Raw genomic sequence first — 14,706 nt, 5'->3', positions numbered from 1 at the left:
GAGTAAAGGAGGACCGTGGCCACCGTTCCCGCCGACATCGAGGGCCCGAGCGATGCCGAGTTGATCGACGCGGTGCGCGGGGGCACGGTGTCGGCGTACGGCTCGCTCTACGAGCGGCACGTCGCCTCCGCGTACAACCTCGCGCGCCAGCTGAGCCGGTCCCCGGCCGAGGCGGACGACCTCGTTTCGGAGGCTTTCGCCAAGGTTCTCGATACTCTCCGTGCTGGACGCGGCCCAGAATCAGCCTTTCGGGCGTATTTGCTGACCGCACTGCGCCACACCGCGTATGACAAGACGCGGCGGGACCGCAAAATCGAGCTGTCCGACGACGTGGAGACCGCGGGCGGCGGCGCGCTCGCGGAGCCGTTCACCGACCCCGCGGTCGCCGGGCTCGAGCGCTCGCTCGCCGCGCAGGCGTTCGCCCGGCTGCCGGAACGCTGGCAGGCCGTGCTGTGGCACACCGAGGTCGAGGGCCAGTCCCCCGCCGCGGTCGCCCCGATCCTCGGCCTGACCCCCAACGGCGTCTCCGCGCTCGCCTACCGGGCACGGGAGGGACTGCGCCAGGCGTACCTGCAGGTCCACCTGGCGGAGACCACCGAGAGCCGCTGCCGGGCGACCGCCGAGCGGCTCGGCGCGTGGACCAGGGCCGGGCTGGCGAAGCGGGAGAAGGCGCAGGTCGAGGCGCATCTCGACGAGTGCGCCCGGTGTCGCGCGCTGGCCGCCGAGCTGGCCGACGTGAACGGCGCCATGCGCGGGTTCGTCGCCCCGCTCGTGCTCGGCATCGGAACGGTCGGCTACCTGGCGAGCGCCGCCGCGTCGAAGGGCAGCGTGCTGGCCGCGGCCGGCGCCGCCGGAGCGGCCGGGGCCTCCGCCGGTGGGGCCGCGGGCGCGGCGACGTCGGTGCCCCGGCAGTTCCTCGGAGTGGCCGCGTCCAGCGTCGCGATGGCCGCGGTGATCGTGCTCGGGCTCACCGCCGGCGGCGGCGACCAGGAGATCCCCGCCGCCGCGCCGCCGCCACCGGCGCAGGAACAACCCGCGCCGGAACAACCCGCTCCCCCGGCAGAGGAACCGCCGCCCGCGCAGAACCCGCCGCCTGCCCCGCCACCAGAGGAGCCGCCCGCCGAGGAGCCGCCGGCACCGGAGCCGCCGGACGAGGAGCCGCCGCCCGCACAGCCGCCCGGCCTGACCGCGACCACCCCGACGACGCCGATCGGCCTGGTGGCCGGCGGCGGTCCGGCCGACCTGCCGGTCACCGTGACCAACTCCGGCGGGACGAGGTCCGAGCCGGTGACCGCGACGCTGAACCTGCCACCGGGCGTCACCGCGCGGCCGGCGGGCGACGGGTTCGCGGCGGCGCCGCTGCTCCGGCTCGACGCGCCCGCGCCCAACGCGGCCAGCACCGTCGACTGCCCCGGCGGAGCGGGAACGGTGACCTGCTCGAGCCCGGCCGGACTGGACCCCGGGGAGTCGGTGACGCTGCTGTTCCGCCTGGTCGCCGCCGAGGACAGCGTGGGCGGCCAGGTGACCGGCTCGGTGACCGCGGGCGCGTCGGTGAACGTGCGGGTGAGCGTCCGGGTCGAGGTGAGCCGACCACCGGAGCCGGAACCGGACGTGTTCGATGCCGTCGAGGTGACCGCCGGGTTCGAGGGCTTCGGACACCTGCCGGGGATCTGGCTGTACCCGAACCTCGAAGTGGAGGTGCGGAACACCGGAACCAGCTCACGACGGGTGACCGTGACCGTGGACCGGCCCGGGACGCTGGACCACTACGACCAGGACATGAACTGCACGATCAGCATGGCCACGGAATGCACCACGACGGCGGAGCTGGCGCCGGGTGAGCACCTCGATCTCGAGTTCGACCTCGACCCGTGGCCGGCGAAGTCCCGCGACGAACCCGACCGGTCCATCCTCGTCGAGGCGACGCTCGGCTCCGACACCGACACGGCCGAGGTCTCCCTGTGCGCGTGGCCGTGGCCATTCGATTCACCGTGTGGTCCTCCGCCGCCACCCGACCCACCGTCGCCGCCGCCGTCCCCGTCGCCGCCGGCACCTCCGTCACCGCCCGCACCGGAGCCGCCGTCGGTCACGCCGCCGCCGGGCAACCCACCGCACCGGCCGCCGGGGCACGACCGGCCGCCGACCGGCGCGCCGTCGGCACCCTCGTCACCGGCTCCCTCGTCGCCGGAATCGCCGGCGCCGTCGTCGTCGGAGTCACCGGCTCCGTCGCCCGCTCCGGACGAGCCGTCCGAGCCCGCCCGGGGCGGACTCGGTGGCCTGCTCGAATGGCTGCTGGGCGGCGGCCGAGGCTGAGGCACCGGAACACCACGACCGGCGCGCGACCGGGCTGAGTGGGCGTCTCCGTAGACTGCGGCCCGTGACCGTCGTCGACTCCGTGCTGGCCCGGGTTCCCGCACCGCTGCGCGCCGTACTGCTCAAGCACCGGGAGCTGCTGAAGTTCGCCGTCGTCGGCGCCACGACGTTCATCATCGACAACGCGATCTGGTACGCGCTGAAGCTGACGATCCTGGTGGACAAGCCGGCCACCGCGAAGGCCATCGCGGTCATCGTCGCGACGATCGTGTCCTACGTGCTGAACCGCGAGTGGTCGTTCCGCACCAGGGGCGGCCGGGAGCGCCGGCACGAGGCGGCGTTGTTCTTCCTGTTCAGCGGGATCGGTGTGCTGCTGTACTCGTTGCCGGTGTACGTGTCGCGGTACTGGCTGGACCTGGAGGAGCCGCACGTGTCGCGGCTGACCCAGGAGATCGCCGACTTCACCGCCGGGTCGATCATCGGCACCCTGCTGGCGATGTTCTTCCGCTTCTGGGCGTTCAAGCGCTGGGTCTTCCCGGACGAGCTGGGCAACCGCCGCCGCAAGCCGATCCCGGACGATCCGGCCGCGGAGGAACTAGGCCACTCCTGATCGGCTTCCGGGTCAACGGGGCGAGCGCTCCGCCGGCCAGCGCACGCCCTGCACGTCGCCGGCACGCGGCACCGGCAGGAACACCGTGAACGTCGCCGGACGCTTGGTCGACAGTTCCAGCCGTCCCCCGTCCGAGTCGATCAGCGCGCGGGCCAGGGCCAGGCCGAGGCCGGTCGAGCCGCCGCCGGAGACTCCGCGCTCGAAGATGTGCTCCGCCAGCTCGTCCGGCACGCCGGCGCCGGTGTCCGACACCTCGATCAGCACCGAGTCGCGGCTGGAGCTCGCGCCGTCCCTGGCCGACAGCGTCACCGTGCCGGCGCCGTGCCGCAGGGCGTTGTCCAGCAGCACGCCGATCACCTCGCGCAGCCGCGCCGGGGACACCTTCGCCAGCAGGCCCTCCTGCGCCCGCAGCTTCAGCGACCGTCCCCGGCTGCGCAGCGGCTCCCGCCACTCGTCGGCGATGCCGATCAGCTCCGCGCCGAGGTCGACCGGTTCGGCGCCGACCGCGCGGGCCTCGCGGGCGGCGGTCATCAGCTCGTCGAGCACGTCGGCCAGGCGCTCGGCCTGCTCCAGCGCGGCGCCGGCCTCCCGGGCGACGTCGTCGTCCTCGACGACCGTCAGCTCCTCGATCCGCAGCTGCAGCGACGTCAGCCGGCTGCGCAGCTGGTGCGAGACGTCGCCGACCAGCTCCCGTTCCCGCTGGACGAGCTGGGCGAGGGCGGTGGCCGACGCGTCCAGCGCCTCGGCCACCCGGTCCAGCTCCTGCACCTGGTAACGCGTGCGGTCCAGCCGGAAGTCGCCGGCGCCGAGCCGGGACGCGCGCTCGGCGACGTGCCGCATCGGGCGGGCGAGCCGGCGCGCGGTGGCGATGGCGACCAGGAACCCGATCCCGATCGTTCCGACGACGACCAGGGCGACCAGCAGCGCGACCTGGGTCTGGGTGGTGCGCATCGGGCCGGCGTCGATCGACAGCCGGACCGTGCCGTGCTGGACGATCGGCACCTCCTCGCTGACCGTGTCGACCCGCAGCTCCCGGCCGAGGGTGAGCACCTGGCCGGAGTCCGGCAGCGTGACCAGGAGGTGCCCGCCCGGCGGGACGGCCAGCTGCACCTGGTCGAGGCTCTCCAGCGCTCGGCCGCTGGCCACCTCGTCGTCGAGCGTCGCCGCGATCTGCCGGACCCGGGTGCCGAGGTCCTCCCTGGTCAGCGACTCCACGACGGTCGTGGCGGTGAGCCCGAGGGGGATGCCGAGCAGGCACGCGGTGACGGTGACGGCCAGCAGGATCGCCAGCAGGATGCGGCGGCGCACGGCTACTCGGAGTTGAACCGGAAGCCGACGCCGCGAACGGTGGCGATCCGGCCGGCGCGGTGGCCGAGCTTGCGGCGCAGCCACGACATGTGCATGTCCAGGGTCTTGCTGGTGCGCAGTTCCGGCCCGCCCCACACCTCGTCGAGGATCTCCTCGCGGGTGACGACCTGGCCGGCGCGCTGGATCAGCACCCGCAGCAACTCGAACTCCTTGTTGGCGAGGGTGACCTCGTCCCCGTCGACGATGACCAGCCGGGCGGCGAGGTCCATCTTCACCCCGTTGACCTCGATGATGTCGGGAGCGCGGCGACGCAGCAGGGCCCGGATCCGGGCGAGCAGCTCGGCCAGCCGGAACGGCTTGGCGACGTAGTCGTCCGCCCCGGCGTCGAGCCCGACGACGAAGTCGACCTCGTCGGCGCGGGCGGTCAGCATGAGAACGGGGAGCCCCCGACCGGCGGCCCGCAACCGGCGGCACACGTCGAGCCCGTCGATCCCGGGAAGGCCGAGGTCGAGCACGAGCAGGTCCACCCCGCCCCCGCTCGCCGAATCGAACGCGCTGTGGCCGTCGACCACCACGCGCACCTCGTAGCCCTCCCGATGGAGGGCACGGGACAGCGGATCGGCGATCGCGGCGTCGTCCTCGGCCAGCAGCACCACACTCACCCCGCCAGCCTAGGCCGACCCCACCACGAACAGCCGCGACGGTGTGGAGGGTCTACAGTTGGCGCCGCCGAGGCCCCGTAGGCCGAGGACGTGAGCCCGTGATGCGTCCGGACGGTCGTCTCGCGGGCTTTGCGTTTTCTATGCGTGTCGAACACCGGTCGATGCGCTTGCCGAACGAGAAGGTCGTGAACCAGGTACGCCAGACACTCCTGGCGGGCCGGTTCGTCGTGACGTCGCCAGGAACGGGTGTGCACACAGACCTCGACCGGCAGGCGGGCGACCGCACCGGCCAGCAGACGACGACGGTCCGGCTTCTGCTTCGTGAAGTGCAGCTCGCGCTGGCCTGGTAGCAGTAACGATCAGAGGTGCGATACCCGATCGGGTCAGCTCCTGGCGCGTGGCACGATCCTGGGCATGTCGAGGCTTGCTGATGACCTGTCCGTCGCGTTGCGGCTCGCGGAGGCCGCGGACGCGATCACCACCGCTCGGTTCCGGGCGGCTGATCTGGTGGTCGACCGGAAGCCGGACCGGTCGCCGGTGACCGACGCGGACACCGCGGTCGAGGACGCCATGCGTGCGGTGCTCGCCGAGGTGCGGCCGGACGACGCGATCCTCGGTGAGGAGCGGGGCGGGACGCTCGGCGACGGGCGCACCTGGGTGGTCGACCCGATCGACGGGACCAAGAACTTCCTGCGTGGCGCGCCCGCTTGGGCGACGTTGATCGCGCTCGTCGAGCAGGGTCAGCCGATCGTGGGGGTGGTCAGCGCGCCGGAGTTCGGGCGGCGGTGGTGGGGCTCGGCCGGTGCGGGGGCCTGGGTGGCGAAGTCCGGGAGTGAGCCGCGGCGGGCGCGGGTGTCGGGGGTCGGGTCACTGGGCGATGCCTATGTGTCGACCACGGATCTCAACTCCTGGGTGACGTATCACTCACGTGAGCGATACATCGACCTCGTCGAGGCGTGCTGGGAGAGCCGGGCGTTCGGCGACTACTGGCAGTACTGCCTGGTCGCCGAGGGCGTGCTCGACATCGCCACCGATCCGATCGCCAACGCGTGGGACCTGGCCGCGGTGCAGGTGATCGTCACCGAGGCCGGGGGGCGGTTCAGCGACCTGGACGGCAAGCCGGGCTTCGACCACGGGTCGGCGCTCGCCACCAACGGGCTCGTGCACGACGCCGCACTGGACCTGCTCAGGCGGGGGTAGGCAGCTGCCCGACGGCGCCGCGGACGACCTGGGCCCAGGTGAGCCTGCCGAACAGGTAGTGGCAGGCCACCTGCTCGTTGGTGAACCTGGCCCAGTCGTAGCGGTTGCCCTGCTCCCGCCAGAAGACCTCCCAGCCGTGGACGCCGTCGTCGTCCGGGGTCTCGTCGCGGACCAGGCACCAGGAGTTGTCGGCCTCGGCGCCGATCGAGAGGATCTCGGCCGGGACGCCGACCGCGGCGAGCCACTCGGCGATCGACTCGGCGTTCATGGTTCCTCCCTGGTGACGTCGGCCAGGTAACCGAGCGCAACGAGCTCGATCGCCGACTGGGTGGTTCGGTAACGGATGCCGCCACCCGGTTGGGCGAACCAGGCGGCCGAGACCGCGCGCCACACCGGGAGCGGCCGGAGTACCCGGTACCGGCGGTACCCCTGGTCGAGGTGCGCCGGCGGCAGCGAGCGTTGCGCGAACCGGGTGCCGGCCTCGGCGAAGACCCGGCCCTCCGCCGGCCCGAAGCGGTCGAGTTCGGTGCCCTCGTCGAGGATCTCGGCCTCGCCGTCGGCGGAGCCGCCCTCGGGGTAGAGCTCGCCGGGCGGCCAGGCGAACTCGAGCCCGTCGGGTCGGATGCCCTCGGCGGTGACGCGGCCGAAGCGGACCTGGTAGCGCCGGTCCCAGTCGCGTTCGTGCTCGCCGCCGAGCGGGTCGTGGCCCTCGGTGATGGCCGGGATGTCGTCGCGGGTGAGGGGTTCGACCGGGTCGACCCGGTCGGCTCCCGCACGGAGGGCGGCCAGCCGGTCGGTGCCGTCGACGAGGTCGGAGCGCGGGTGGTCCCCCGGCTCGAACCGCAGGCCAGCCGCGTAGTCGAGCTCCTCGCGCGGCGCCGCCACCTGCCGCCCCGGCCGATCAGCGGCGACGGGCATGTGGCCGATGGGGAACATGTGGACCCAGAAGAGGGCGAGCGCTTCGTCGCGTTCGCGGACGACGGGCCTGGGCTTCTCGGGGGCGCCCGGGTGGACCGGGCCGTTGGGCTGGCCCGGGTCGCCCGGTCCGGTGCCCGGCTTGACGGGACCGGCGACCGGTTTCCCGGCACCGGGCTGACCCGGATCGTGCACCGGAACGAAGCCCGGCCGGGCGGGAGGGCCGGACACCGGTGGGTGGACGGGCTTGGCGGGGGGCTGACTAGGTGCCGGTCCCGCCTTGGGGCGGTTGTCTCCCGGCGCGATCGGGTCGGCGGGGCGCATGGGGATCGGGCGGTCCGGCGGGCGCTGGCCGGGAACCGCGGCGCCCGGGGCGGGAGCCGCGCCGCCGGTGGGTCCGCCGCCGGTCACACCCGGGTTGACGCCGGGCACGCCCGGGGTGACGCCGGGCGTGGGGCCCGGGGCCGGCTGGCCCGGCGCGGGTACGCCGGAGACGGGCGGGGCGGACGCGGGCAGCTGTGCCGGAACCGCCGCGCCGGGGTCGAACCCGGCCTGCACGGTGACCCCGCTGGGTGGGGTGGGGCGGTCGTCGGCGAAGTCGGGCGGGCCGCCGATCGTGACCGGGCCGGTGACCTCGGGGTTGCCGGCGTCGGGGAAGGCACCGGGAACCTGGCCGATGGCGGCGTCGGCGACGTGGTGGAGCCGGTCCCCCGGGCCGTGCCCAAGGGACCCGTGCGGCCCCTGGCCGTCGCCGAGACCGGCCACGCCCTGCGCGACGGCGTCGGCCTGACGGCCCGTCCCCTCGACCAGACCTGCCGCCCGACCCCCTGTCTCCTCGACCACACCGGCCGCGTGCGCACCCGACCCCTCGACCAGACCTGCCGCCCGGCCACTCACGTCCTCGACCACGCCGGTCGCGTGCCCGGTCGCCTGCTCGGCCTGCGCCGTCACGTTCTCGACCAACGGCGTCGGTTCGTGGGCGCCGGGGTTGGCGTCGACCAGGGGCTCCACGGCGGACATCGTCACGCCCGATGCCGGTTGTACGGCGCTGATCAGGTTCGACTCGATGTTGGACACGTTCGCGGTGGTGCCGTCGACGGCGGTCTGCAGGCCCGCGAGCGCCGTCGGATGGCCGGCGGCCGCGGCGGTGTGCGCCGCGTCGGAGTTCTGGGCCAGGGAGACCAGGTTGCGGACGATCTCGACCTTCGCGGCGCCTACCTGTTGGGCGGCGTGGTCCAAGCGGTCGGCGGCCTCGGTCATGCCGCGGACCGTCGACGTCAGGTGGCCCGCGTCCGGTTCGACGAACGTCGTCCAGTGCTCGGTCGCGGCCCTCGCGGTCTCGCCCTCGATCGACGTCAGCGTGGTGCGCACCGCGTTGTCCGCGTCGGTCGTGAGGGTCGTCAGGCTCGTCGCGGCGTCTCGCCAGGCCTGCGCGGAGCGGGCCATCGCGTCCTCGTCCGCCTCGGGCCAGTGGACGCCGGCCTGGGCGGCGACGTCGGCCAGCTCCGCCGGCAGCTCGATGCCCACGACTACGCGTCCGGGTCGACGGCGCGGAGACGCTCGACCGCGCCGTCGTCGGTGGCGGTGTACGTGGCGGCGGTGCCGGCGAAGCGCGCACCCACCCCACCCAGGTCCGAGGTCAGGGACGACAACCGGGCCAGGGTGCCGTCGGCAGGCCCCGCGTGGGCGGTGCGGAAGCTCTGGCCGACGGCGTCGGTGCCCCAGCACTCGCCGGTCGTGGACAGGGCCTCCGCCAGGGTGCGGTGGATCGTCTCTGCTCTGCCGGCCAGGTCGTCGAACTGACCGGCCTGGGTCGCCAGCCGCTCCGGGTCGGCCTCGAAGCCGGCGGGAACGTCGGTCATCTCTCACCCCCGGGGCGGATCCAGCTGAGGTTCTCGAACGTCTCGTCGGAGTCAACGGCATTCCGCGCCGCCGGCTTGACCTCCGACCGGGTGAGATCCGCGGTTCCGCGCAGCAACGCCTCCGGGTCGGTGCCCCTCGGCAGCACCGGGGCCAGCACCTCGCCGGCCGCCCGGGTGACCTTCGCGGCGGCCGCCGCGGTCAGCTCGACGATCCGCGCGGCGAGCTCGTGCGGGCGCAGCGTCCGGTACGCGGACTCGACGATCACCAGCCCGGTCAGCTGCCCCTGCGCGCCGACGGTCACCGTCACCAACCGGTCCTCGCTGGTGACCGAGGCGCTGACGGCGGCGAGCGCGCGGTGCACCGCGCCGAGCTGCTCCCGGCTGCGGCGGTAGTCCGCCAGCAGTTCGTCGACCTGTGCGCGGTGGTCAGCCTGCACGGCTACCTCCGGAGGTGAAGGCATGGTCGTCGGTCAGGCGTTGGACGTGACCGACGGGGGTTCGGTTCCACTTGTTCTCGAAGCGAATCGGGTGTGGGCCTACGCGCGTAACGCGGTGTGGATCGCGGTGTGCGCGGCGCGGGCGAGTGCGCTGCCGACTCGGGAGCGCGGGCCGCCGTAGGCCTCCGGCTCGCCGTCGACGGGGCAGAGCAGCGCGGTCGCGTCGGTGCTGGTGCCGGTGCCCGGCACGCCCGCCTCGGCGAGGGCCTGCGCCTTGGCCTCGGCGACCGTGGCGACCGCGTTGACCAGGGCGGCGTCGGACAGGCGGACCGGGAGGAAGCAGACCGCGTTGATCGTGCCCACCGAGGGTGCGGCGACGGCGGCGTCCGGCGCGGCCGCCCAGGTCGGGTGGGCACCGATGCCGGCGGTGACGTGGGCCAGCACGCCGGAGTCCGCCGCGGTCGCCACCTCCCGCACGTCGACGGCGGTGAGGAACCCGGTGCCGGGGCCGGTCAGGTCGAGCGCGGCGGCGAGCTCGGCCAGGTGCACGTCGGGGTCGTCGCGGTCGTAGCCGTGCGGGACGGTCGCGTTGATCACCCAGCGCCGCTCGCCGATGCCGCCGCCGAGCGCCCCGGAGGAGATGGTCAGCAGCGGGGACGGCAGGCGCCAGACCAGCACCGGGCCGGGGGCCAACTCGGGGTGCACGTCAGCCGCGCAGGGCCCGCACCACGCGCGACGGGCTCGGGCGGCCGAGCCGGCCGGCGAGCCAGGCGCTGGTGTCGGCGAGCGCGTCGAGATCCACGCCGGTCGTGACGCCGAGGCCGTCGAGCAGCCAGACGAGGTCCTCGGTGGCGAGGTTGCCGGTGGCCGACTCGGCGTAGGGGCAGCCGCCGAGCCCACCGGCGGAGGAGTCGACGGTGGTGACGCCGTGGCGCAGCGCGGCGAGGGTGTTGGCGAGCGCCTGGCCGTAGGTGTCGTGGAAGTGCACGGCCAGCGCGGACATCGGTGTGCCGGCCGAGGCGAAGTCGTCGAGCAGTGCGCTGACCTGGCCCGCGGTGGCCACGCCGATGGTGTCGCCGAGGGAGAGCTGGGAGCAGCCGAGGTCGAGCAGCCGCCGGCCGACGCCGACGACCGCGGCCCGGTCGACCGGGCCCTCCCACGGGTCGCCGAAGCACATCGAGACGTAGCCGCGCACGTCGAGGCCCTCGGCGACCGCCCGGCCGACGACCGGCTCGAACATGGCGAACTGGTCGTCGAGGGTGCGGTTGAGGTTGCGGTTGGCGAAGGTCTCGGTGGCGCTGGCGAAGATCGCGATGTGCCGCACGCCGGCGGCGAGCGCGCGGTCGAGGCCGCGTTCGTTGGGCACGAGCACCGGATAGCGCACGCCGTCGCGCCGGGGCAGGTCGGCGAGCAGCGCCTCGGCGTCGGCGAGCTGCGGCACCCACTTGGGGTGCACGAAGCTGGTGGCCTCGACCGTGCCGAGACCGGCGGCCGCGAGCCGGTCGATAAACTCCAGCTTCACCTCGACCGGCACGACCGCCTGCTCGTTCTGCAGGCCGTCGCGCGGGCCGACCTCCCAGATCGTGACCCGCTCGGGCAGCCCGTCGGCGGGCACCCGGGCGGGCAGGCCGAGTTCGCGCGCGCTCACCAGCGGCGCTGCTGGTCCCGCGGCGGCAGCGGCTGGGTGCCGGCCGGTCCGCCCGGCATCATCTGGCCGGCGCCGTAGTCGTCGTGCGGGTTGTCGTTGACCTCGCGGTAGATCAGGGTGTGCACCTTCTCCACCTTGGGGATGTCGTCGAACTCCAGCGGCTCCTGGGACGCGGACTCGATGATCAGCGTGCCGCAGCCGAAGATCCGGTCGACCAGGCCGTGCTCGAACCGGACGCTGTTGATCCGGCCGAGCGGGATGTCGATGCCGGTGCGGTTGATCACGCCCTCGCGGGCCATCACCCGATCGGTGGTCACGATGAAGTGGGTCGTGCGCCAGCGGATGAACGGCACGAAGAACAGCCAGACGAGGATGGCCAGCGCGATCACGCCGATGGCGATCCAGCCGATCATGTTCCAGGACTCGTCCTGGATGAGGAGCGCGAGCCAGATGCCGGCGGCGAGGGTCAGGATGAGCACGACGTACGGCAGCAGCAGCATCTTCCAGTGCGAGTGCTTGTGCAGGATGACGCGCTCGCCGTCGCTGAGCAGATCGTCCGGATAGGGCACGGCGTCCTCCCGAAAGCGCCTCACCGATGCTGACTCGGGTAACCGTACCGGCGGTGGGGCCCCGATGGCGCGCGGATCGGCGAAAGCTCTCAGGAGTCGTTCTTCAGGTGCACCACGTCGCCCGCCGACACCGGGTACGCCGTCCCGTCGTCCAGCTTGATCAGCAGCTTTCCGTCGGGGTCCACGTCGACCGCGGTGCCGGTGCGGGCCGACCCGTCCGGCAGCTCGGCGCGGACGCGCTGCCCGATGGTGCCGCAGGCGTCGCGGTAGCCGCTGAGCACGCCGCTGCGCTCGACGTCGCCGTCGTGCAGCCGCCACGCCGACTCGAACTCGACGAACGCCTGCAGCCAGCCGAGGGCGAGCTGGGTCCGGTCGGTGACGGTGGCGCCCTGTTCGGCGAGCGAGCCGGCGGGCAGCGAGCCAGGGCCGACCGGGACGTCCTCGCCCAGCGGGGTGACGTTGATGCCGACCCCGACGACGGCGGCCTGCGCGGCGACGTCCTGGGTGACCTCGGAGAGGACGCCGGCGCACTTGGTGCCGTTGACCAGGAGGTCGTTGGGCCACTTGAGGGTGGCCGGGACGCCGGCGACGGTTCCGGCGGCGTGCATCAGCGCGAGGCCGGCGACCATGCCGATGGTGCCGAGGCGGGCGGGCGGGATGGCGGACGGGCGGACCAGGACGCTGAGGTACACGCCCGCGCCGGGCGGTGAGACCCAGGACCGGTCGCGGCGCCCGCGGCCCGCGGTCTGCGCCCCGGCGACGAGGACGGTTCTGTCCGGAGCGCCGTCCTTGGCGGCGGCGAGCAGGTCGGCGTTCGTCGACCCGGTACTCGCCACGACGTCGAGCGCGGCGTAGGGACCGTTCGGAGCGACCAGCCGCTCGCGAAGGATCAGCACGTCCAGTTCGTCCGGCTTGTCGCCACCATGTCCGGTCACGGGGGCCAACTTACCGGCGTTCCGGGGATGTGGGGCGCGGCCTCGGCCGGGCGTCGATCACGCCCCGAGCGCGCCCCGGGTACGACTCCCAGGCACACGACGCCGGTCACGCGTGGTTCCCGGCCGCCAACTCGCCGATCGCCTCGTTCCAGGGAACCGTCGGCTCGCCCTTGTCCAGCACCTCGGTCGCGCGGCGGGACCACGGCAGTGAGGTAAGCAACGCCTCGGGAGCGTCGTTCGGTGGCTAGGCTCGCCAGGCATGAGCAGTGCGACCGCGCCCCTCGGCGAGCCGCCGGCCGGTGAGCCGGACATCCACACGACCGCCGGGAAGCTGGCCGACCTGTACCGGCGCAGTGACGAGGCCGTGCACGCCGGGTCCGAGCGGGCCGTGGCCAAGCAGCACGCGCGCGGGAAGAAGACCGCCCGTGAGCGGATCGACATGCTGCTCGACCCGGGGTCGTTCGTGGAGCTCGACGAGCTCGCGCGGCACCGGTCGACGAACTTCGGGCTGGAGGCGAACCGGCCGTACGGGGACGGCGTGGTCACCGGGTACGGGACGGTCGACGGGCGGCCGGTGTGCGTGTTCAGCCAGGACGTGACCGTGTTCGGCGGGGCGCTCGGCGAGGTGTACGGCGAGAAGATCGTCAAGGTGATGGACCTCGCGCTGAAGACCGGGCGGCCGATCATCGGGATCAACGAGGGCGGCGGGGCGCGCATCCAGGAGGGCGTGGTCTCGCTCGGGCTGTACGGCGAGATCTTCGTGCGGAACACCCGCGCGTCCGGCGTCATCCCGCAGATCTCGCTGATCATGGGGGCGAACGCGGGCGGGCACGTGTACTCCCCCGCGCTGACCGACTTCGTGGTGATGGTCGACCAGACCTCGCACATGTTCATCACCGGGCCGGACGTGATCAAGACGGTGACCGGCGAGGACGTGGGGTTCGAGGACCTCGGCGGCGCGCGGGCGCACAACACGAAGTCCGGCAACGCGCACTACATGGGCGCCGACGAGGACGACGCGATCTCCTACGTCAAGGAGCTGTTGTCGTTCCTGCCGTCGAACAACCTGTCGGACCCGCCGGTCTTCCCGGGCTTCGAGGAGACCGGCGCGGTCGCCGAGTCGATCACCGACAGCGACCGGGAACTCGACGAGCTGATTCCGGATTCCCCCAACCAGCCGTACGACATGCACGAAGTGATCACCCGCATCGTCGACGAGGGCGAGTTCCTCGAGGTGCACGCCATGTTCGCGCCGAACGTGCTGGTCGGGTTCGGCCGGGTGGAGGGCGCCGCGGTCGGGATCGTGGCGAACCAGCCGACGCAGTTCGCCGGGTGCCTGGACATCGACGCGTCGGAGAAGGCAGCGCGGTTCGTGCGGACGTGCGACGCGTTCAACGTGCCGGTGCTGACGTTCGTGGACGTGCCTGGCTTCCTGCCGGGCACCGACCAGGAGTGGAACGGCATCATCCGGCGGGGCGCGAAACTGATCTACGCCTACGCCGAGGCCACGGTGCCACTCGTCACGGTGATCACCCGGAAGGCGTACGGCGGCGCGTACGACGTGATGGGCTCCAAACACCTGGGCGCGGACCTGAACCTGGCCTGGCCGACCGCGCAGATCGCGGTGATGGGCGCACAGGGGGCGGCGAACATCGTGCACCGGAAGACGTTGGCGCGCGCGGTCGAGGACGGCGAGGACGTGGACACGCTGCGGGCGCGGCTGCAGCAGGAGTACGAGGACACGCTGTGCAACCCGTACGTGGCGGCGGAGCGCGGGTACGTGGACGCGGTCATCCCGCCGTCGCACACCCGGGGCCAGGTGGCCAGGTCCCTGCGGCTGCTGCGGGACAAGCGGGAGACCCTGCCACCGAAGAAGCACGGGAACATCCCCCTGTGACCACGGGAACGTACGACTCGGCCGACGGGAACGTACGACTCGCGCGACGGGAACGTACGACTCGCGGGATGGAGGGGCGGTGAGCGCCGTGGGTGAGGGCGTGGTGCGGGTGCTGCGGGGGCGGCCCGCGGATGACGAGGTGGCGGCGTTGGTGGTGGCGTTGTCGGCGGTTGCCGGAGAGCCCCCGTCGGGGGAGGGTGCTCCGGGTCGGTCGCGGTGGGCGGATCGGGCGTCGTTGGTTCGCCGGCCGCTGGAGCGTGGGCCAGGGGCCTGGCGGGCCTCGGGGCGCTGACGAGGTACCTCCGTCGACGGGGTGCGCCGGGAACCACCGCGCGGCCAGGAAGGTCCCA

16 protein-coding genes are annotated in these 14,706 nt (G+C 73.4%); 6 read left to right on the top strand and 10 right to left on the bottom strand.

The annotated features are described in order from the left end of the window. The first annotated feature begins 15 nt into the window (after positions 1–15). Both JT362_RS24290 and JT362_RS24285 read left to right on the top strand, forming a co-directional pair. The gene (locus JT362_RS24290) at positions 16–2,313 is read left to right on the top strand and encodes a sigma-70 family RNA polymerase sigma factor (RefSeq protein ID WP_260193995.1); all 2,298 of its coding nucleotides are present in this window, start codon (positions 16–18) and stop codon (positions 2,311–2,313) included. Positions 2,314–2,377: 64 nt separating this feature from the next. Beyond that, positions 2,378–2,923, top strand: coding sequence for a GtrA family protein (locus tag JT362_RS24285; protein WP_260193994.1), 546 nt, complete (start codon positions 2,378–2,380; stop codon positions 2,921–2,923). A 12-nt stretch (positions 2,924–2,935) separates the two neighbouring features. Here the strand turns inward: JT362_RS24285 and JT362_RS24280 are convergent, their stop codons facing one another. Next, on the bottom strand, positions 2,936–4,231 hold the full coding sequence (locus tag JT362_RS24280; protein WP_260193993.1) for a sensor histidine kinase: 1,296 nt from the start codon (positions 4,229–4,231) through the stop codon (positions 2,936–2,938). A 2-nt stretch (positions 4,232–4,233) separates the two neighbouring features. Further along, a complete protein-coding gene (locus JT362_RS24275) occupies positions 4,234–4,887 on the bottom strand; it encodes a response regulator transcription factor (RefSeq protein WP_260194149.1) in 654 nt (217 codons plus the stop codon). Between the two features lie 104 nt (positions 4,888–4,991). Between JT362_RS24275 and JT362_RS24270 the strand changes: the two genes are divergently transcribed. Together JT362_RS24270 and hisN are read left to right on the top strand one after the other, a co-directional pair. Further along, positions 4,992–5,243: a hypothetical protein gene (locus JT362_RS24270; RefSeq protein ID WP_260193992.1), complete on the top strand. Its 252-nt coding sequence runs from the start codon at positions 4,992–4,994 to the stop codon at positions 5,241–5,243. Between the two features lie 64 nt (positions 5,244–5,307). Continuing rightward, a complete protein-coding gene (gene hisN, locus JT362_RS24265; protein ID WP_260193991.1) occupies positions 5,308–6,093 on the top strand; it encodes a histidinol-phosphatase in 786 nt (261 codons plus the stop codon). On the opposite strand, the gene JT362_RS24260 is transcribed toward hisN, so the two are convergent. The 8 genes from JT362_RS24260 to JT362_RS24225 form a co-directional block, all read right to left on the bottom strand. Then, positions 6,080–6,361 carry a hypothetical protein gene (locus JT362_RS24260; protein ID WP_260193990.1) on the bottom strand — a complete coding sequence of 94 codons (282 nt, stop codon included), beginning with the start codon at positions 6,359–6,361 and terminating at the stop codon, positions 6,080–6,082. The two genes, hisN and JT362_RS24260, sit on opposite strands and share 14 nt — an antisense overlap. Further along, positions 6,358–8,535 carry a TNT domain-containing protein gene (locus JT362_RS24255; RefSeq protein ID WP_260193989.1) on the bottom strand — a complete coding sequence of 726 codons (2,178 nt, stop codon included), beginning with the start codon at positions 8,533–8,535 and terminating at the stop codon, positions 6,358–6,360. The genes JT362_RS24260 and JT362_RS24255 overlap by 4 nt, the downstream gene beginning before the upstream one ends. A gap of 2 nt (positions 8,536–8,537) precedes the next feature. Continuing rightward, positions 8,538–8,870 carry a hypothetical protein gene (locus JT362_RS24250; RefSeq protein ID WP_260193988.1) on the bottom strand — a complete coding sequence of 111 codons (333 nt, stop codon included), beginning with the start codon at positions 8,868–8,870 and terminating at the stop codon, positions 8,538–8,540. Next, the gene (locus tag JT362_RS24245) at positions 8,867–9,307 is read right to left on the bottom strand and encodes a YbaB/EbfC family nucleoid-associated protein (RefSeq protein WP_260193987.1); all 441 of its coding nucleotides are present in this window, start codon (positions 9,305–9,307) and stop codon (positions 8,867–8,869) included. The genes JT362_RS24250 and JT362_RS24245 overlap by 4 nt, the downstream gene beginning before the upstream one ends. A 99-nt stretch (positions 9,308–9,406) precedes the next feature. After that, complete coding sequence (locus tag JT362_RS24240) at positions 9,407–10,012, bottom strand: adenosylcobinamide amidohydrolase (RefSeq protein WP_260193986.1); 606 nt, start codon at positions 10,010–10,012, stop codon at positions 9,407–9,409. Between the two features lies 1 nt (position 10,013). Then, positions 10,014–10,955, bottom strand: coding sequence for a hydroxymethylglutaryl-CoA lyase (locus JT362_RS24235; RefSeq protein ID WP_260193985.1), 942 nt, complete (start codon positions 10,953–10,955; stop codon positions 10,014–10,016). Further along, the gene (locus JT362_RS24230) at positions 10,952–11,524 is read right to left on the bottom strand and encodes a PH domain-containing protein (protein ID WP_260193984.1); all 573 of its coding nucleotides are present in this window, start codon (positions 11,522–11,524) and stop codon (positions 10,952–10,954) included. The genes JT362_RS24235 and JT362_RS24230 overlap by 4 nt, the downstream gene beginning before the upstream one ends. A gap of 89 nt (positions 11,525–11,613) precedes the next feature. Next, positions 11,614–12,459 (bottom strand): biotin--[acetyl-CoA-carboxylase] ligase, encoded by an 846-nt coding sequence (locus JT362_RS24225; RefSeq protein ID WP_260193983.1) that lies wholly within the window; start codon positions 12,457–12,459, stop codon positions 11,614–11,616. 259 nt (positions 12,460–12,718) lie between these two features. On the opposite strand from JT362_RS24225, the gene JT362_RS24220 reads away from it, so the two are divergent. Next, positions 12,719–14,356, top strand: coding sequence for an acyl-CoA carboxylase subunit beta (locus tag JT362_RS24220; RefSeq protein ID WP_260193982.1), 1,638 nt, complete (start codon positions 12,719–12,721; stop codon positions 14,354–14,356). 79 nt (positions 14,357–14,435) lie between these two features. Beyond that, positions 14,436–14,648, top strand: coding sequence for an acyl-CoA carboxylase subunit epsilon (locus JT362_RS24215; RefSeq protein ID WP_311202747.1), 213 nt, complete (start codon positions 14,436–14,438; stop codon positions 14,646–14,648). The last annotated feature ends 58 nt before the right edge of the window (positions 14,649–14,706 follow it).

The organism is Actinophytocola gossypii (assembly GCF_025165815.1).
GTDB classification, from domain to species: domain Bacteria; phylum Actinomycetota; class Actinomycetes; order Mycobacteriales; family Pseudonocardiaceae; genus Actinophytocola; species Actinophytocola gossypii.
This window is presented reverse-complemented; position numbering and strand designations above follow the sequence as displayed.

Bases quoted from the DNA above. Each gene is read 5' to 3' on its own strand.
- hisN (WP_260193991.1), top strand. From the start codon at position 5,308: ATGTCGAGGCTTGCTGATGACCTGTCCGTCGCGTTGCGGCTCGCGGAG.
- JT362_RS24260 (WP_260193990.1), bottom strand. From the start codon at position 6,361: ATGAACGCCGAGTCGATCGCCGAGTGGCTCGCCGCGGTCGGCGTCCCG.
- JT362_RS24250 (WP_260193988.1), bottom strand. From the start codon at position 8,870: ATGACCGACGTTCCCGCCGGCTTCGAGGCCGACCCGGAGCGGCTGGCG.
- JT362_RS24220 (WP_260193982.1), top strand. From the start codon at position 12,719: ATGAGCAGTGCGACCGCGCCCCTCGGCGAGCCGCCGGCCGGTGAGCCG.